Source organism: Ectothiorhodospira sp. BSL-9 (assembly GCF_001632845.1).
Classification (GTDB): Bacteria; Pseudomonadota; Gammaproteobacteria; order Ectothiorhodospirales; family Ectothiorhodospiraceae; genus Ectothiorhodospira.
In genome coordinates this window covers 1830055-1847836 of the sequence record NZ_CP011994.1, presented here as the reverse complement: position 1 = coordinate 1847836, position 17782 = coordinate 1830055, and the positions used below count along the sequence as shown (strand labels likewise).

12 protein-coding genes are annotated in these 17782 nt (G+C 65.0%); 6 read left to right on the top strand and 6 right to left on the bottom strand.

All coding sequences use genetic code 11. The features are described 5' to 3' along the window. Positions 1-37 precede the first annotated feature (37 nt). The 3 genes from ECTOBSL9_RS08725 to ECTOBSL9_RS08715 all read right to left on the bottom strand — a co-directional run bounded on the left by ECTOBSL9_RS08725 (position 38) and on the right by ECTOBSL9_RS08715 (position 4519). Positions 38-3154, bottom strand: a complete 3117-nt coding sequence (locus tag ECTOBSL9_RS08725) for an efflux RND transporter permease subunit (RefSeq protein WP_063464718.1) — start codon at positions 3152-3154, stop codon at positions 38-40. Positions 3155-3159: 5 nt separating this feature from the next. Continuing rightward, positions 3160-4236: an efflux RND transporter periplasmic adaptor subunit gene (locus ECTOBSL9_RS08720; RefSeq protein ID WP_063464717.1), complete on the bottom strand. Its 1077-nt coding sequence runs from the start codon at positions 4234-4236 to the stop codon at positions 3160-3162. Between the two features lie 61 nt (positions 4237-4297). Continuing rightward, entirely contained in the window at positions 4298-4519 is a 222-nt protein-coding gene (locus ECTOBSL9_RS08715; protein ID WP_240480944.1) for a heavy-metal-associated domain-containing protein, read from the bottom strand. A gap of 230 nt (positions 4520-4749) precedes the next feature. Here ECTOBSL9_RS08715 and pufA point away from each other — a divergent pair, with 230 nt between their 5' ends. The 6 genes from pufA (at position 4750) to ECTOBSL9_RS08685 (ending at position 7864) form a co-directional block, all read left to right on the top strand. After that, positions 4750-4950, top strand: coding sequence for a light-harvesting antenna LH1, alpha subunit (pufA, locus tag ECTOBSL9_RS08710; RefSeq protein ID WP_063464716.1), 201 nt, complete (start codon positions 4750-4752; stop codon positions 4948-4950). An 18-nt stretch (positions 4951-4968) separates the two neighbouring features. Next, positions 4969-5109 carry a light-harvesting antenna LH1, beta subunit gene (pufB, locus tag ECTOBSL9_RS08705; protein ID WP_063464715.1) on the top strand — a complete coding sequence of 47 codons (141 nt, stop codon included), beginning with the start codon at positions 4969-4971 and terminating at the stop codon, positions 5107-5109. A 259-nt stretch (positions 5110-5368) separates the two neighbouring features. Then, positions 5369-5737 (top strand): arsenate reductase, encoded by a 369-nt coding sequence (locus ECTOBSL9_RS08700; protein WP_063464714.1) that lies wholly within the window; start codon positions 5369-5371, stop codon positions 5735-5737. Next, complete coding sequence (locus ECTOBSL9_RS08695; protein ID WP_063464713.1) at positions 5734-6591, top strand: Hsp33 family molecular chaperone HslO; 858 nt, start codon at positions 5734-5736, stop codon at positions 6589-6591. The genes ECTOBSL9_RS08700 and ECTOBSL9_RS08695 overlap by 4 nt, the downstream gene beginning before the upstream one ends. A 55-nt stretch (positions 6592-6646) precedes the next feature. Next, a complete protein-coding gene (locus ECTOBSL9_RS08690; protein ID WP_082829836.1) occupies positions 6647-7183 on the top strand; it encodes a DUF192 domain-containing protein in 537 nt (178 codons plus the stop codon). Positions 7184-7252: 69 nt separating this feature from the next. Next, a complete protein-coding gene (locus ECTOBSL9_RS08685; RefSeq protein WP_063464711.1) occupies positions 7253-7864 on the top strand; it encodes a PAS domain-containing protein in 612 nt (203 codons plus the stop codon). 33 nt (positions 7865-7897) lie between these two features. Here the strand turns inward: ECTOBSL9_RS08685 and ECTOBSL9_RS08680 are convergent, their stop codons facing one another. The 3 genes from ECTOBSL9_RS08680 to ECTOBSL9_RS08675 all read right to left on the bottom strand — a co-directional run bounded on the left by ECTOBSL9_RS08680 (position 7898) and on the right by ECTOBSL9_RS08675 (position 17765). Next, entirely contained in the window at positions 7898-16402 is an 8505-nt protein-coding gene (locus tag ECTOBSL9_RS08680; RefSeq protein ID WP_063466097.1) for a GH36-type glycosyl hydrolase domain-containing protein, read from the bottom strand. A 59-nt stretch (positions 16403-16461) separates the two neighbouring features. Continuing rightward, positions 16462-16524, bottom strand: coding sequence for a hypothetical protein (locus tag ECTOBSL9_RS17520; protein WP_240481116.1), 63 nt, complete (start codon positions 16522-16524; stop codon positions 16462-16464). Positions 16525-16629: 105 nt separating this feature from the next. Then, positions 16630-17765 (bottom strand): IS3 family transposase gene (locus tag ECTOBSL9_RS08675; protein ID WP_371258969.1). Its coding sequence is split into 2 segments (ribosomal slippage): positions 16630-17489 and positions 17489-17765, totalling 1137 coding nucleotides; the frame shifts between segments, so codons are not numbered across the junction. Positions 17766-17782 lie beyond the last annotated feature (17 nt).

Below are 17782 nucleotides of genomic sequence, written 5' to 3'. Positions count from 1 at the left end.
TATTTTACTGGAGATTAGCAGCCAGGACTCGCCAGCTTCAGACCTCCGCCGGCCCGTGTTGATGATCGAGGGCATCAATGCGACGGCCGGTATCACCGGGCGAACCCGTGCGTCGGGCCAGGGTCTGGTAGGCCACCGGCACCACGAACAGGGTGAACAGGGTCGCGAACAACACCCCGGAAAACACCACCGTACCGATCACGAACCGACTCTCCGACCCCGGGCCACTGGCCATGATGAGTGGCAGCGTGCCCATCACCGTGGTCACCGCCGTCATCAGCACAGGCCGCAAACGAATGCGGGCCGCCTCCACCAGGGCCTCGCTGAAGGCCTGCCCCGCATCCCGCAGCTGGTTGGTGAATTCCACGATCAGGATGCCGTTCTTGGCGGCCAGACCAATGAGCATGACAATGCCGATCTGACTGTAGATATTGAGACTCTGCCCGGTCAGCCACAGACCCAGCAATGCCCCGACCACCGCCAGGGGCACGGTGGTCAGGATCACCAGGGGCTGCACAAAGCTCTCGAACTGTCCCGACAGAACCAGAAACACCACCACCAGCGCCAGCACGAAGATGAACAGCACGGCCCCGCCCACCTCCTGGTATTCCAGCGACTCCCCCTTGTAATCGATACGCGCCGTGGCCGGCAGCACCTCCATCGCCAGGGCGTCCAGATAATCAAGGGCCTCACCCAGGGTGTAATCCGGCGCCAGGCCGGCGGTGAGGGTGATGGCCCGCATGCGGTTGTAGCGATTGAGGCTGGCGGCATCCGCCTGTTCCACGAAGCTCACCATGTTCGACAGCGGAATCAGCTCGCCGCTGATCTCTGACCGCACATGCACATTGCGGATGTCATCCGGTGTGCGGCGCTGTTCCCGGTCCCCCTCCAGGATCACGTCATACTCCTCGCCCCGGTCGATATAGGTGGTGACCCGGCGCGACCCCATGACCGTCTCCAGGGTGCGACCGATGGTCTCGAAGGACACCCCCAGATCCGCCGCCCGATCCCGGTCGACGGTGACCAGCAACTGCGGCTTGGTCTCCTTGAAGTCCGAATCCAGCCCCCGCAGGCCCGGGTTTTCCGCCGCCCGCTCCAGCATGATGTCACGCCATTGCACCAGCTCGTCGTAGTCAGGCCCGCCGATGACGAACTGCACCGGCTGACCGACCCGGCGGCCACCCAGCCCCTGACGCATCACCGTGATGGTGCGCACCCCGGGGATCTCCCGCAGTTGGGCCGAGAGGCTGTCCATGATCTCCCAGGCGGAGCGCTCCCGCTGGTTCCAGTGCTCCAGCACGATGATGCCGAACCCGTTGTTCACCACATCGGCGTTGCCAAAGCCCCGGGGCGTGCGGGCCAGCACCCGCATGGCCTCGCCGGACTCCAGCAGGGGCAGCATGCGCGCCTCCACCTGCCGCATCTGCGCCTGCATGTACTCGTAACTGGCCCCTTCCGGGCCATCCACCAGCACGAAGAAGGCCCCCCGATCCTCCCGGGGGGCATACTCGTTGGGAATCTTCTCGATGAGCAGGACGATGGCCACGAACATGACCACCATGGCCAGGCCGGTGACCAATGGCCATTTGAGGGACCCGCGCAGCAGCCGGGCATAGAACCGGCCCAGCCGCTCAAAGCCCTGGGCCATGTGCCGGTTCAATCCCGTCTTCTGGGTGTCCCTGCGGATCAGTCGGGCGCACATCACCGGTGAAAGCGTCAGGGCCACGATGCTGGAGAAGGCCACCGCCGCCGCCATGGCCAGGGCAAACTCGGTGAACAGCCGGCCGATGTTGCCCTCCAGAAAGGCCAGGGGCACGAACACGGAGATCAGCACCAGGGTGGTGGCCACCACGGCAAACCCCACCTGACGCGTCCCCCGGTAGGCCGCCAGCAATGGAGGCTCCCCCGCCTCGATGCGGCGATGGATGTTCTCCAGCACAACAATGGCATCGTCCACCACCAGGCCAATGGCCAGCACCAGCGCCAGCAGGGTCAGCAGATTCACGGAAAAACCCAGGGCGAACAGCACGGTGAACGAGGCCGTGAGGGACACCGGCACGGTGACTGCAGGCACCAGCATGGCGCGTACGCTGCCCAGGAAGAGGTAGATCACCAGGATCACCACGCTCATGGCGATGAACAGGGTGATGAAGACCTCCTTGATGGCCCCGTCGATGAACACCGAGGTGTCATAGCTCATGGCCAGACGCAGCCCATCGGGCAGGGTGGGATTGATTCGGTCCACCTCGGCACGTACCGCCCGCGACACCGCCAGGGTATTGGCCGTGGATTGCTGGATCACCCCCAGCCCCACCATGTCCTCACCATTGCCCCGCAGCTCGGTGCGATCATTTTCCGGGCCCACCTGCACCCGGGCCACCTCCCCCAGACGCACCAGATGCCCATCGGCACCCCGGCGGATCACCATGCCGGAGAAGTCCTCCGCATCCCGGTATCCCCGGGCCAGGCGCACGGTGAATTCCTGGTCCACCGATTCCACCCGTCCCGCCGGCAGTTCCACGTTTTCCCGGCGCAGGGCCTGTTCCACATCGTCCACGGTGAGCCCACGAGCAGCCAGCGCCTCCCGGTCCAGCCAGATGCGCATGGCATAACGCTTGGCACCGCCAATACGGATCAGCGCCACCCCTTCCACCGTGGAGAGTCGATCCACCAGATAGCGCTCGGCGTAGTCGGTCAGTTCCAGCCCATCCAGGGTGTCACTGGCCAGGTTGAGCCACATGATGGGATCGGCATTGGTATCGGCCTTGAACACCTGGGGTGGGTCCGCCTCGTCGGGCAACTGCCCCAGCACCCGACCCACCGCCTCACGCACATCGTTGGCGGCGGCGTCGATGTCCCGGCTCAGATTGAATTCAATGGTGATCTGCGACTGCCCGTCCATGCTCTGGGAAGAAATCCACTTGATGCCCTCGATGCCGCTCACCCGATCCTCCAGGCGCTGGGTGATGCGGCTTTCGATGATGGCGGCATTGGCACCCGGATACTGGGTCTGCACCGTGACCACCGGGGGATTGATGTCCGGATATTCCCGCAGGGCCAGGCGATCGAAGGAGAGAATCCCCAGGGTGATCAGGAGCAGACTGAGCACCACGGCCAGCACGGGGCGGCGATTGGCCACATCGGAGAGGATCATGGGCGTCAGTCTCCGGCGGCCGGTGCCATGTCAGCCACGGTGACCCGGGCACCCGGTCGCAGCCGCACCGCACCCTCGCTCACCACGCGTTCGCCGGGCTGCAACCCGTCCAGGATCTCCACCACCCCCGGCGCACGTCGGCCGGTGCGCACCTCGCGACGCACCACCGTGTCATCATCCAGCACGAACACATAGGCCTGATCGGCCTGCCGCAGCAGGGCCCCTTCAGGCAGACTCAGGGAGCGGCGCTCGTCCTTGAGCAGCGTCACGGTGAGCAGCATGCCAGGACGCAGGACACCGTCGGGGTTGGGCAGGGTGGCCCGGGCCATGGCGGCCCGCGTGACCGGGTCCACGCGCACATCCACGCTGGTGACTTCGCCGGCGAAGCGCTCACCGGGGAAGGCGGCGGCACGGGCCTGGATCAGCTGGCCGGACTTCACCCCGGCCAGAAATGTTTCGGGCACGCTGAAATCCAGCTTGATGACGCTGATGTCATCCAGTGTGGTGATGATGGTGCCGGGGCTCACCAGGGCGCCCAGGCTCACCCTGCGGAACCCCACCACGCCGTCGAAGGGCGCCCGCACCACCCGGTCCCTCACCCGCGCCTGGGCGGCCTCGAGGCGCGCCTGGGCTTCACTGAGGCGTGATTGCTGCTCATCCAGCCGCTGGCGAGGCAGGTTGCGATCGGCCACCAGCCCCCGGATGCGCTCCAGTTCACGCTGCTGTTCCTGCACCCCCACATGCCGCTCCCGGGCCTCGGCCGCCTCCTCCGCCGCGGCCAGGCGCACCAGCACCTGCCCCTGGCGCACCTGCATGCCGTCCGTGAACTCGATGGCCTCCACCGGCGCGGTGATCCGCGCGGTGATGTCCACCGCCTCGTTGGCCCGGGCCGTACCCAGGGCCTGGAGTTGAGTGTGAAACTCACGCCAGCCCACCTCCGCAACGATCACCGGCACGGCGGCGGGGGGGCCACCCCCGGCGGTCACGGGGGGCCCTGAGCGGTCCCACCCCCACAAATAGATGGCGGCGGCCACGACGACCAGGGCCAGGATGCCCGGGGCAACGAGTTTTGCGGCTTTCACATGGGGATCCTCGGTCCGGATCTCGACGTATGGAGGTCCATTGGACCCGTGAAGACGGGACTTATTCCATCACCCTTGCCTGAAAACCCAGACGGATGATGGCCTCCTCCAGGGCCTGGGCGGCGGCTGGCCCCTCCACCACCGCCTCCTCCCGCTGGCGGTCCACTCGCACCACCTGGTCCACACCAGGCACGGCCGCCAGGGCCTTTTCCACGCTGGCCTCGCAATGGCCGCAACTCATTCCAGTGATGTGTATCCGGGTCATGGGCACCTCGCTATTCATGATTTGGCTCAACACTTTGAAGGGTTCTGGGGCTGTCCGGGCAGAGGGGGCGTCCACCTGCCTTGACATCCCCCCGTGTCAACGTAGACTCACACCCGGACTACGAGCAGGGTCATTCCCGCCACTTTCGGGTGACTCGGGAAGGATAGCCCGCCACGCTCGTGATTAGCACCATGTGTTGTGTTCAGGGTCTCCAAGGACCCACCTTCAATCTCAAGAGGATGATATCCATGAGCGAATACAGACCGAGCAAGCCCAGCAACCCCCGCGACGACTGGAAGCTGTGGCTGGTGGTCAACCCCGGCACCTGGCTGATGCCCATCCTGATGGCCGTTCTGGTGGTGGCCCTGGTGGTTCACGCTTTTGTCTACAGCAACGACAGCTACAACCCGCTGCACAGCGAAGTTGAAGCCACCCAAGACATCGCCTGAGCGACGAGGACCTAGACCATGAACGAAAACAGCATCTCCGGCCTGAGCGAAGAACAAGCCAAGGAATTCCACGAGCAGTTCAAGACCACCTTCACCGTGTTCATGGTGCTGGCGGCTGCTGCCCACTTCCTGGTGTTCCTGTGGAGACCCTTCTACTGAGGTCTTCGCGGCATCGGAAGTCGCGGTGCGGGTAGAGGCCGCGCTGACAAATCCCTCACACGTCGTGATAGTGACTTTGCAGAGGCCTATCCGACGCGGTTTGTCAGCCGCCTCTACCGTTCCACTACCTACCCTCCCCCGTTTCTCTGCCCCCTCTCTCTCCCCGCATCCTCCCCACTGACGCACCGGGAGTGTGTTCCCGTTGCCGGACAGGGCGTTATAATCCGGGACTCGTACACACAGGCCCGCATCCCCTCCCATGTCCGACCTCGAGCAAGACTCTGCCTGCCGCCTATACGGCATCAAGAACTGCGACACCATGAAAAAGGCCATCGCCTGGCTGAATGATCATGGCATCGAGCACACCTTCATCGACTACAAGAAATCTGGCGTGGTCGCCTCGCGACTGTCTCACTGGAGCCAGGCCGTGGGCTGGGATGCACTGATCAACCGCCGGGGCCTCACCTGGCGCAAGCTTCCCCAGGAGACGCGTGATCCACTGGACGAGCGCCGCGCCCGTGAGTTGATGGAGACGCACCCGACCCTGATCAGGCGACCGGTGCTGGAGAGGGGCAATACGGTGCTGGTGGGCTTCGACACCGATCAGTACAAGGCGGTGCTGGCATGAGCCAGGATCAACTGCAGCGCTTCCTGCTCGAGGACCTGGACATCCGCGGCGCCGTGGTGCGCCTGGGGCCCATATGGCAGCAGGTCATGGCCGATCGGGACTACCCCTTTCCAGCCACCGAACTGCTGGGCGAGATGTGCGCCACCGCGCTACTGATCTCCGAATCGCTCAAGCAACCCGGAAGGATCACCTTTCAGCTCAAGGGGGATGGCCCCATCTCCCTGCTGGTGGTGGACTGCGACGAGCGCCTGAATCTGCGGGCCATGGCCCAGACGGAGCCCCGCATCGAGCCGGCCCCTGCCCCGCAGCTCCTGGGTGATGGTCAGTTGCTCCTCTCCCTGGACATGCCCACCATGCGCCAGCCCTGGCAGAGCGTGGTGCCCATGCAGGGGGAACGCATCGCCAGCATGTTCGAGCACTACCTGGGGCTGTCGGATCAACTGCCCTCCCGACTCTTCCTGGCCGCCACCAGGACCGGCGTCGCCGGCCTGCTGCTGCAAAAGCTGCCCGAGGCCGACGCCCGGGATCCGGACGGCTGGAACCGTGTCGAGCAACTGGCCTCGACCGTCACCCCGCAGGAGCAGATTGAACTCCCGGCGCAGGACCTGCTCACCCGCCTCTTCCCGGAAGAGAAGGTGCGCGTCTTCGAGCCCCGCCGTGTCATCCACGACGCGCCGGAGGACTGGACCAAGGTACGTAATATGCTGCGCTCCCTGGGGCGCGAGCAGGTGGAATCCGTCTTGAGCGAACAGGGCGAGGTGGTCATCCGTGACGACCTGGCCAACCGGGAATACCGACTGGACGCCGCCGCTGTGGCGGCCCTCTTCGATGAATCACCGCCGACACTGCACTAGCCCGACCGCCGGCCCGACCGGAGTGGTGGACACCCCCTCCAGGGAGCACTGACTGATGCCATCCAGGCCCTCCGGCCCGTCCCGGAAACTGCTGTGGGCAAGTCTCATAGGCGCATTGCTGCTGACGGCCTGCATTCCCCTGCTGCGCTACTCGCACCCTGCCGATGACAGCGCTCCCCTGCTGCTGCCGCTCACCGTTGGCGAACACACCCTCATGGTGGAAAGGGCCATGGACCCGGCCAGTCGCCGCCAGGGCCTGATGTTCCGCGACCACCTGCCCGACGGCCAGGGGATGCTCTTTGTATGGCCCCAGGACGCCCATTACGGCATGTGGATGAAAAACACCCTCATTCCCCTGGACGTGGCGTTCATCAGCGCCGATCATCGCATCACCGACATCATGACCATGCAGCCGGAAACCACCGATTCGCACACCGCCTCTGAGCCGGTGCGCTTCGCCCTGGAGGTGAATGCGGGCTGGTTCGAACGCCACGGAATCGAACCGGGGGACAAGGTCGGCGGGGAGGCATTCAGGCCGGTAGCGCCCCTCACCCGGTCTCCAGGCTATGTGGGATGGCAGACAGACATGTGAATGGGCTCACAGTAGTATTGATTGCAAAACAGGCGAACGCCACTCACGATTGATCTCAATGGAGGCTGTATGCCCAAGTTCACCCGCGAACCCCGAGGGCATGAGCAGTTGCGCGCTGACGCTGAGGAACGGCTCAGGGAGGGCACTGCTCCCCCCACTCGCGGCTGGACGCTGGGAGAGGATGCCCTGGCGCTCCTGTACAGCCTGGCCCGCAACCCGGACAGTGCCAGCGATGCGCTCAGGTTATTGCATGAGTTGCAGACGCATCAGGTGGAACTGGACCTGCAGTATCAACAGCTGGAGGCCAACGAGCAGGAGCTTGCCCTGGAAAAGGATCGCTACAAGGTCCTTTTCAACAACGCGCCCGCCGGCTATCTCACCGTGGATCTCGACGGACGGGTCATCGAAGCCAATCCGGCAGGGGCCGAACTGCTTGGGGCCCCAAGGGACCGCCTCGTGGGCCACACGGTCGTCAGTTTCCTGGCGCCCGAAAGTCGAGCAACGCTTGCCGGTCTGCTGAAGGACCTGGCCGAGGGGCGCGCAAGCGCATCGTCCTGCTCGGTCTCGCACACGGACAGCGGAGGCGGCTTGCGCCAGCTGCATGTGGTTGCCGATCTGTCTGCCAGCGGCGATGCCATTCTCATGATCATATTACCGCACCACGCACCCCCCGGAGCCTGACCAGGCTCTCGCCGGGTCATGGGCCTGTTGGTGTCAGCCCAGGCCCACCTCCACATGGTGGGTTTGACGGTCGTCCACCAGGGGAATCCTGCCCCACCCGGCCTCCAGCGCGGCTTCATCACGGATCTCGGTCCCATCCAGGGTGACGCGAGTGACCCGCCGGGACCCCCCGGCCACGCCGCTCACATGAATGTGATACAGGGTTTCCCGATAGCGGTAATGCAGGGTATAGGCATCCCAGTGGTCGGGGATGCAGGGCGCGATGCGCAGATGATCCACCTCCCGTTGCAGGCCCAGAAGGGTTTCCACGGTCAGCCGGTACATCCAGCCTGCCGCGCCGGTATACCAGGTCCAGCCGCCACGCCCCGTGTGGGGCGGTGAGCCGTACACGTCCGCGCTCATCACGTAGGGCTCCACCTTGTATCGCGCCACGGCCTCGGGCGTATCGCCATGGTGGACGGGGTTGAGCAGGGCATAGCATTCCCAGGCCCTTTTCCTGTCGCCCATCCGGGCGAAGGCCATCGTGGTCCAGATGGCGGCGTGGGTGTACTGCCCCCCATTCTCGCGCACCCCCGGCACATAGCCCTTGATGTACCCCGGCTCCAGTTCAGACTGGTCAAAGGGTGGGTCCAGCAGACGGATCAGGCCGTCATCCCGGCTGACCAGGTGCCGGTACACGGCATTCATGGCTTCACGGGCCCGCTGGGGATCCCCGGCACCGGAGAGGACTGACCAGCTCTGACTGATGGCATCGATGCGACATTCATCGTTCTCGCTGGACCCCAAGGGCGTACCGTCGTCGAACCAGGCCCGCCGGTACCAGGCGCCGTCCCAGGCGCTCGCTTCGATATGGCGGCGCAACTGCCGGGCCTGGGCCTGACAGAGCTCGGCGAACACCCCGTCCTCACGGGACCGGGCAAGATCGGCAAACCGCTGCAGGGCGTCCAACAGGAACCAGGCCAGCCAGACACTCTCGCCCCGACCCTCGTGGCCCACCCTGTTCATGCCATCGTTCCAGTCGCCACATCCCATCAGCGGCAACTGATGCGCCCCGAACCGCAGACCATGCCTGAGGGCGCGGACACAGTGCTCATAGAGACTGGCCACTTCCTGGGAGCGTTGTGGCTGACTGTAGTGAGCCTCTTCGTCAGGGTTGAGCTCGCGGCCCTCCAGGAAATGCACCGGTTCATCCAGCACGCCGGTGTCCCCGGTGGTGGTCACGTAATGGCAGGCCACATAGGGTAGCCACAGATAATCGTCGGAAAAATGGGTGCGCACACCCTGGCCGCCGGGGGGATGCCACCAGTGCTGCACGTCCCCCTTGAGGAACTGACGCCCGGCGCAGCGGATCAATTGCTCCCTGGCCAGCTCGGGGGTGGCATGGACCAGGGCCATGGCGTCCTGCAACTGGTCACGGAAGCCGTAGGCACCGCCGGACTGGTAATAGCCGCTGCGTGCCCACAGGCGGCTGGACAGGGTCTGATAGACCAGCCAGCCATTGGCCAGCACGTTCAGTGCCGGATCGGGCGTATCCACCTGAACCGCACCCAGGGTGTGATTCCAGTACTCCCACACCTGCTCAAGGGCCTGGCGGGCCCCTGCCCGGCCGCCGAACCGATGGATGTACTGCTCCACCTCAGCCACAGTCGTCGCCGCGCCGAACACGAACACGACTTCGGTGGACTGCCCCGCCTCCAGCTCGATCCGGCCCTGCACCGCTGCGCAGGGATCCATGCCCCCGCCGGTCCGGTTGGACAGGCGCTTGCGACGCATGGCCGCCGGGTTGGCCATGGAACCGTTGCGGCCGATGAACTCGGTCCGCCCACCGCTGATGGAGCGGTCCCGCCCGCTCACATGGGCGAAGACCAGCCTGTGGGCGCACTCCTGCCCATAGGCGTTGCGGGCCAGCAGGGCCCCGGTATGAGGCTCCGTTTCGGTGACAATGTGCATGAGATTGGCATGCCGCCACTCCCCGAGCACCAGTTCCCAATAACCGGTCAGGGACAATCGCCGCGCACGCCGGGAATGGTTGTGCAGCTTGATCACCACACACTTCACCGGCGCATCCATGGCGACATAGATGCTCGATTCCGAGGCGATGCCCGACTCCTGGTACTCGAAGATGCTGTAGCCAAAACCATGCCGGCAGACATACCCATTGCGTCCCCGGGCCGGCAGCGGTGTCGGCGACCAGAAGGCCCCGGTTTCCTCATCGCGGATATAGAAGGCCTCGCCGCTGGCATCGGACAACGGATCGTTGTGCCAGTGGGTCAGCCGGAACTCATGGGCGTTGTCCACCCAGGTATAGGCACTGCCCGCCTCGCTCACCACGGTGCCGATGTGCGGACTGGCAATCACGTTGGCCCAGGGGGCCGGTGTCGCCTGTCCCGGTGCCAGGGTGATCACGTATTCCCGTCCGTCCGGCGTGAACCCCCCCAGACCGTTATCAAAGATGAGCTCCCGCGCCACTGGGGGCGCGGGTGTCTCGGTGACCACCGGGCGCACCGGCTCCAGCCGATCCGATGGACGGCTCGCGGAGATGCGGCGCTCCACCGGCTCGATCAGGGTGTCGGCCGTATCGCTGAAGACGATGCGCGCCACCGTCTGCAACAGCACCCGCTCATCCTCCGACAACTCCTCGGCACGCCGCAGGAAGACCCCACCGGGCTTGTCCAGCATCTGCGCCTCGGGGCCTGAATTGATCAGACCCATGATCCGGTCGTGCAGGACCGCCCGATACCCCGAAAAGTCCTCATTCAGGATCACCAGATCGGCGCTCAGCCCCTTCATGCGCCAGTAGGCGTGGGCCTGCAGTACCTGCTTGACCCGGTCGATGCGATGAATATCCCCCACATGCAGCAGGACGATGGGCAGGTCCCCGGAGATGGCGAAGCGCCACAGGCCCGACTGCCCCAGTTGATTGCGGGCGATGACCCCCGGCGCGGCACGGCGCAGCGCGTTGCCGAAAACCACCGAATTGGCCAGACGCCCATAGACCTGGGCATCCACCTCGGTGGCGTTGAGCACACGCAGCACCTCCTGGCTCTGGAACCAGGCCATCTCGAAGGCGCGTTCAACAAAGTGCCGATCACAATATTTCTCCAGCAGCCCCAGGGCCGCTTCCCGGGTATCGGCCACCCCGGAGATGATCTGGACGCTGGCCGATTCATCGGGTGCCAGGGTCACCGTGCGACGAATGGCGACGATGGGGTCGAGCACCGCGCCTGCGGTGTCGGACAGGCGCCCTGCCCTTGTTCTTGCATCCATCACCACCGGGTTCACGGGCGTGCGACCGCGGCCCACGAAGCGGGCACGATCGGTTTCGAAGGACGGCGCATCCACCTGGGCCCCTGGCGCGGCCATGAGGTGAAACATCCAGGGCACCTGCTCGTCCGGCGTGCGCCGTCGCCGGGTACACAGGATGGCCTGGTGGTCAGGCAGAATCTCGGTCTGCACGAACAGATTGCTGAAGGCACGATGGGCCAGGTCGGCGGCCAGGGGCGCCAGCACCACTTCCGCATAGCTGGTCAACTCGATATGGCGCGTTCGGGAGGATTGATTGGTGAGGGTCACACGCCGGATCTCCACGTCATCCTCGGGGGAGACACAGATCTCGGTGTGGGAGTCGATGGCCTGGTCCTGTCGCCGGTATTCCGCGCGGGCCTGCACGAAGATGGCCTCGTAGTGATCCGCCCGCCGCAGTGTCGGCTGATGGGCGCTGGACCAGTACTCCCCGCTGTCGCGGTCACGCAGGTAGATGAACGTGCCCCAGGCATCGGTGGTGACATCCTCACGCCAGCGGGTCACGGCCAGCCCGTGTCGGCGGCTGTAACCGCCCCCTGCATGGGTGGCCATCACGTGGTAGCGTCCATTGGACAGCAGGTGCACCTCGGGGAGTTGCGTGGTGGTCTCCCTGAACACCCGCATGATGCTGCCCAATTCCGCATCGGGTGGCTGAGCGGAGGCACTCACCTCGGCGGCATGGGGGTGCAAGGTGCCCCCCTGCCGTGGAACACGCTCCTGTAGCAGCAACTCCGTTGCCCGCACCTGCGGATCGGCCATGAATCGACGCTGCATGGGCTGATCCAGCAGCGCATGGGCAAGGGCCAGCAGACTCATGCCCTGGTGATGGGCCATGAAACTGCGCACGATGAACCAGGACTTGCCCCGGGGCACGCGGGACGGCGTGTAATCCACCGCCTCGTAAAATCCGTATTCACCCAGAAAGCCCGTGGAGGCCATCCGTTCCAGGTTGCGGCAGGCCTCCTCGGGCAGCACCGTCAGCGCCAGCGCCGTGGCATAGGGGGCGATCACCAGGTCTTCCCCCAGTCCCCGTTTGAAGCCCAGCCCGGGCACGCCGAAGGCCCGGTACTGGTAGACCTGGCTCATGTCGGTGACGTTGTAGCAGGATTCGGAAATCCCCCAGGGCACCGCACGCTGGCGGCCATACTCGATCTGACGCGACACGGCCGCCTTGCAGGTCTGGGCCAGCAGGGTATTGCCGAAGCTGGGCATGATCAGTTGCGGCATCAGGTACTCGAACATGGAGCCGCTCCAGGAGATCAGGCTCACATCGCGCCCCTGGCTGGTCAGCAGACGCCCCAGGGCAAACCAGTGCTTCTGGGGCAACTGCCCCTGGGCAATCAGCAGGAAGCTGGCCAGGCGCGCCTCCGAAGCCAGCAGGTCGTAGCAGGCCGGATCGCGGCGCCGCTCGCCCACGTCATAGCCGATGGCCAGCAAGCCGGACGGAGCATCGTAGAGAAACTCGAAATCCATGGTCGCCAGATGCCGGCAACGCCGGATCAGGTCATCAATGATGTCCAGTTGTGCCCGGGATGGGCCCTCCGTCGCCACGGACCCACCCGCCGGCAACAGCTGAACCAGCTCGTCCCGCAGGGCAGCCAACTGCCCGTCGAAGGCCTGCACCCAATAGGCCGATGCCTCGTCGCCCGCAGGCCTGCCCTCGGCCGCCAGCCAGGCGGCTGCGGCGCCGCCCGCCTGTTGAATGTCCTCCAGGCCCTTGATGAGGTCCGTGGTGGACACGGCGTCCTGCAACCCCTGAACCCGGCGTTCCAGTTCAACCAGGGGTGGGGAGGATTCGGATCGGTGTTCGGCCAGCACCCCCAGGGTATCCAGCAGCCCCTGCAACGCCCGGGATGAGGGCACCGGCTGATGCTTCAGTTCATCCAGCCCGGCCTGCAGGGTGAGCAAGGCGCCCGCCAGATTGCCGCTGTCCACCGAGGAGACGTATCTGGGCTGGAGGGGCTTGAGGGTGCGGGTGTCATACCAGTTGTAGAAGTGTCCCCGGTAGCGCTCCAGACGCTCCATGGAGGAAACGGTGCGGTCGATCCGCGACAGGCATTCGCCGATGGTCACATAGCCGAAGTCATGGGCGGCCAGTTCCGACAGCAAGGACATGCCGATATTGGTGGGCGAGGTCCGTGAAGCCACCATGTGCCTGGGGTATTCCTGGACATTATCCGGCGGCAGCCAGTGATCCTCCGGCCCCACGAAGTCGGCGAAATAGCGCCAGGTCCTGCGGGCGGCGCGGCGCAGGAAGGCCTCCTGCGACACGTTCAGGCGCGGTATGCGGTCACCCGGCGGGCGGCTGATCCACCAGCCGATGCCGGGTGATACCAGCCACATCAACAGGAAGGGTGCGGCAAACACCCCCTGCGTGGCCCAGGCATCTCCGGATGTCCAGACCAGGGCAGCTCCCGTGGACAGCGCCAGGATCGGTGCGAGCCACATCTCCCGCAAGAAGTCGATGGGTGTCCGGCAGGCATTGCGGCGGGCATAGCTGGGCAATTGCCAGAGCAACAGGCCTCGCCGGGTAAACAGCATTCGCCCCCAGGAGCAGACGATGGCGCCCAGGGAGATCCGCACATCATAGGGCAGGAACGCCAGGGTCAACATGGCCTGGGCCAGTGGCCGTAACGCGGCCCTGCCGGTCAGGCTCAGATGTACCCGACGATCCCGGTCCTGTGGCCTGCGCCCCAGATCGATCATGGCGGGCAACAGGGCGGGCACGACCACCAGCGCCAGCACCAGCAGGCTCCAGAGCCACACCGGCCCGACGCCCAGCAGCCAGCCCCCCAGCAACAGGGCCAGCAGGGATGGGGCCACCAGGCTGCGGCGCAGATTGTCGAACAGCTTCCAGCGGGAGAGGGCCGACAAGGGGTTTGGCACCCGTGCGGGCGTGCGCCCCCGGGGGGCTGGCACGCGCGGCAGCAGCCAGCCCATCAGTTGCCAATCGCCCCGTATCCAGCGGTGGCGGCGACTGGCCTCCGCAGGATAGGTGGCCGGAAGCGTTTCAAGCAGATCCACATCCGTCACCAGCGCCGACCGGGCATAACCCCCTTCCAGCAGATCGTGACTCAGGATCAGGTTTTCCGGCAGGCGGCCATCAATGGCATGGCGAAAGGCATCCACGTCGTAGATGCCCTTGCCGACGAAGGACCCCTCGCCAAACAGATCCTGATACACATCGGAGACCTCCCGTGTGTAGGGGTCCATGCCCGGCTCACCCGCGAACAATCTGGAAAAGCGTGACTGGAGGGCACTGTTCAGGCTGATGGAAGTGCGAGGCTGCAGGATCCCGTGACCTTCGACGATGCGGCCCCGCTCGGGATCGAGGACCGGTCGGTTGAGTGGATGCGCCAGGTTACCCACCAGCTGGCGCGCCGCGTCCCGGGGCAACTGGGTGTCGGTGTCCAGGGTGATGACGAAACGGATGGAGGTCAGCCGTCCGGTATCCCCGATGATCTCCGAGAAGGCACCACTCCCCTCTCCCCTGAGGCGCGCGTTGAATTGTTCCAGCTTGCCCCGTTTGCGCTCGTAGCCCATCCACACCCGTTCGAACGGATTCCACACCCGAGGCCGATGAAACAGGTAGAAGATGCCGGGGCGATCCTCCCGATACCTGAGATTGAGTCGCTCCACCGCCGTGCGGGCCTGCTCAAGCAGGGCTGCGTCCTGGGGCTGCACCTCCTGGGGGGCATCCGGAAAATCCGTGAGCAAGGCAAAGAACAGGTTGGGGTCCCGATTACCCAGATAGCGGATTTCCAGGGCCTCCAGCAGGTGATCGATGTCCTTGGGCCCGGTCAGCAGGGTGGGCACGATCACCATGGTGCGCCGGGCCTTGGGAATCCCGCCGGAGAAATCCATCCGTGGCAGGGCCTTGGGCGTCAAGAGCAGCGTGACACCCATGTTCACCAGCGAGACGGCCGGTGACGACACCGCAATCAGCAGCGGCAGTGCCAGCAGCCAGGCCCACCCTGTGTTGAGGGTGAATCCGTCCAGAAGCAGCAGCACGCCCCCCGCACCCAGCAGCGTGAGCCACATCACGACGCCCAGATACAGGGGCAGGCAGGCCGGTCGGCAACGGCGTCCGATGCGGGATATCCAGGGCACCCGGCAGCCCACCGCCTGTTCCAGTGCCGGTCGCCCCCGGTCGATCAGGTAATACCCCACATGAGCACTGCGATCTTCTTCTCCGTGCTGGGCTGCAGCGGCACGGGCAAGCTCGATCGCCGCCCGAGCCACGTCCGGCTCCGGGCAGACGGCCTCCCGGGCCACGTCCTCCACCACGTGCCGGTAGCGATCTCGGGTGGCAAAGTCCTGAGCAGCATGCATGCCTACGGGATCGTCCCGCAGGATCCGCTCAATCACGCTGAGAGACTCGACATAATCCTTCCAGTCCATGCTGCCGATGAAGCGCAGGCTGCCAATGCTGTTGGCCATGGATATCTGGTTGGCTGCGGCCGTGCGGCCGGCTACTTCCGCCAACTGGCTGGCGGTCACGCCCTGTTCCAGCAGCTTGTGCTCCACCCAGGTCTGGATGAACGCCAGGGCCGGCCCCTGGGCCTGGAGTGCGGCGTCAAAGGCTTCCACGAACGGGGCCGTCAGCGGCACATCCGACCGGGCAAACTCGGCCAGCAATTGAATGAGCTGTTTGGGCTCCTGCTCGGCCGTCACCAGCATGCGATCGGCCCAGGCGAGGGCGGCGTCCCGCTCGCGACGACGCTGGGCAATACTCACCCCGACCCGGCGCAGATTTTCCAGCAGGGCCAGCTTCAGCATGATGGGAAAGGCCCACAATTCGCCGACCTTGAGGGGCTCAACGGACTGGTAGGCGGCGATAAACTGGGTGGCATTGTCGTGATCGACACGGCCATCCATATGGGAGATCAGCTCGAGTGCCAGGTCGTAGATACGAGGAAAACCGGCGGATGGACCATCGGCCAGTTGCGGCAGTTGTCGGCTGTATCCGCGCGGCAGGTGCCGGCGGACCTCGCTGATCTGTTGTTCAATCAGATAGAAATTGTCCAGCAGCCAGGCCTCTGCCGGAACCACTCGCTGCCCCGGCGAGGCGGCCGTCGTGACCACATCGTAGGCGGCCAGCAGGCGCCGCGAATTCTCCGCCAGCCTGGGCAACAGCCGGTCGGGTCCGGGACGAGAGGAGAGCGGGTGCTGCTCGGCCAGCGCCACGCCGTGGCGCTTGAGTTGCTCGAGGCTGAACAACTCAGCCCGCAGCAACTCCACAGCGCCCTCGTCACCCGGCGGCTGGCGCCGCCCTGCAGACCGCAGGCGGAACCTCACTTGACACGCATGTCGTTCTTCACATCCTTCACACCGCCCACGCCTCGGGCCACCTCCATTGCCCGATTGATCTCGGCCCTGGAACTGACAAATGAAGTGGACCCCATCCACTGGACCACCTGACAGGGGGGTTAAGCTCTAACCGGGGTTGTAGCTCTCAGGCGTCAGGCCGCCCGAGTCAGAGGTTGGTTGAAGTAAACCTCATCCGGTGTTGCGTCGTCCAGCCCCTGATGGGGCCGCTCGGCGTTGTACCAGGTGAAGTACTGCTTCAGATCCTGGCGTAAGTGGACGCCATTATCAAAGGCCTTCAGGTAGACGCACTCGTACTTCACGCTGCGCCAGAGCCGCTCCACAAAGATGTTGTCCTGGTAACAGCCCTTACCGTCCATGCTGATCTGGATTTTGTGGTCTTTCAGCACCTGGGTGAACGCCTTGCTGGTGAACTGGCAGCCTTGGTCCGTGTTGAATATCTCGGGTCGCCCATGGCGTGCCAGAGCCTCCTCAAGGGCATCAATGCAGAAGTCGGTGTCCAGGGTGTTCGACACACGCCAGGAGAGCACACGACGACTGTGCCAGTCCATGATGGCCACCAGGTACATGAACCCCCGGGCCATCGGGATGAACGTCACATCGGTCGCCCAGACCTGGTTGGGACGATCGATCACCAGATCCCGCAGCAGGTAGGGATAGATCTGGTGGCCCTCGCCCGGTCGACTGGTGCGCGGCCTCGGATACACGGCGTGCAGGCCCATCTGGCGCATCAGCCGCTGGACTCGCTTGCGGTTTACCGGGTGGCTCAAGCGGTTGAGGTAGGCCCTCATCCGCCGCGAACCATAGAACGGCCTTCGCAGGTATTCCTCGTCAATCAGGCGCATCAGCTCCAGGTCGCTATCCTGGGTCGGCTTGGGCCGGTAGTACACCGAAGAACGGCTGATGTCGAGCAACTGACACTGTCGCCGGACGCTGACATCAACCGCCTGCGGCTCCACCAGGGCCTGTCGCTGGGCCCGGCTCAACGACCGAGCCTGCGTGATAAAAAATCGCGTTCCACCGTCAGCTTGCCGATCTCACGGTACAGGGTGTCGATCTCCTCCTGAGTCTTCTGGGCCGCCTTGCCCCCACCCTTGCCCTCGAAGATCCCCGTCGCCTTGTCCAGCAACTCACGCCGCCACTGACTCACCATGGTCGGATGGATCTCGAAGCGGGCTGCCAGCTCCGAGGTGGTCTGTTCCCCTTTGAGGGCTTCAAGGGCCACCTTGGCCTTGAAGTCGGCGCTGTATTGCTTGCGTTTCCTGCTCATGATCAGATTCTCCTGTC

Coding starts and splice junctions, on each gene's coding strand:
- ECTOBSL9_RS08700 (WP_063464714.1), top strand. CDS start 5,369: ATGTCCGACCTCGAGCAAGACTCTGCCTGCCGCCTATACGGCATCAAG.
- pufB (WP_063464715.1), top strand. CDS start 4,969: ATGAACGAAAACAGCATCTCCGGCCTGAGCGAAGAACAAGCCAAGGAA.
- pufA (WP_063464716.1), top strand. CDS start 4,750: ATGAGCGAATACAGACCGAGCAAGCCCAGCAACCCCCGCGACGACTGG.
- ECTOBSL9_RS08725 (WP_063464718.1), bottom strand. CDS start 3,154: ATGATCCTCTCCGATGTGGCCAATCGCCGCCCCGTGCTGGCCGTGGTG.
- ECTOBSL9_RS08695 (WP_063464713.1), top strand. CDS start 5,734: ATGAGCCAGGATCAACTGCAGCGCTTCCTGCTCGAGGACCTGGACATC.
- ECTOBSL9_RS08690 (WP_082829836.1), top strand. CDS start 6,647: ATGCCATCCAGGCCCTCCGGCCCGTCCCGGAAACTGCTGTGGGCAAGT.
- ECTOBSL9_RS08715 (WP_240480944.1), bottom strand. CDS start 4,519: ATGAATAGCGAGGTGCCCATGACCCGGATACACATCACTGGAATGAGT.
- ECTOBSL9_RS08685 (WP_063464711.1), top strand. CDS start 7,253: ATGCCCAAGTTCACCCGCGAACCCCGAGGGCATGAGCAGTTGCGCGCT.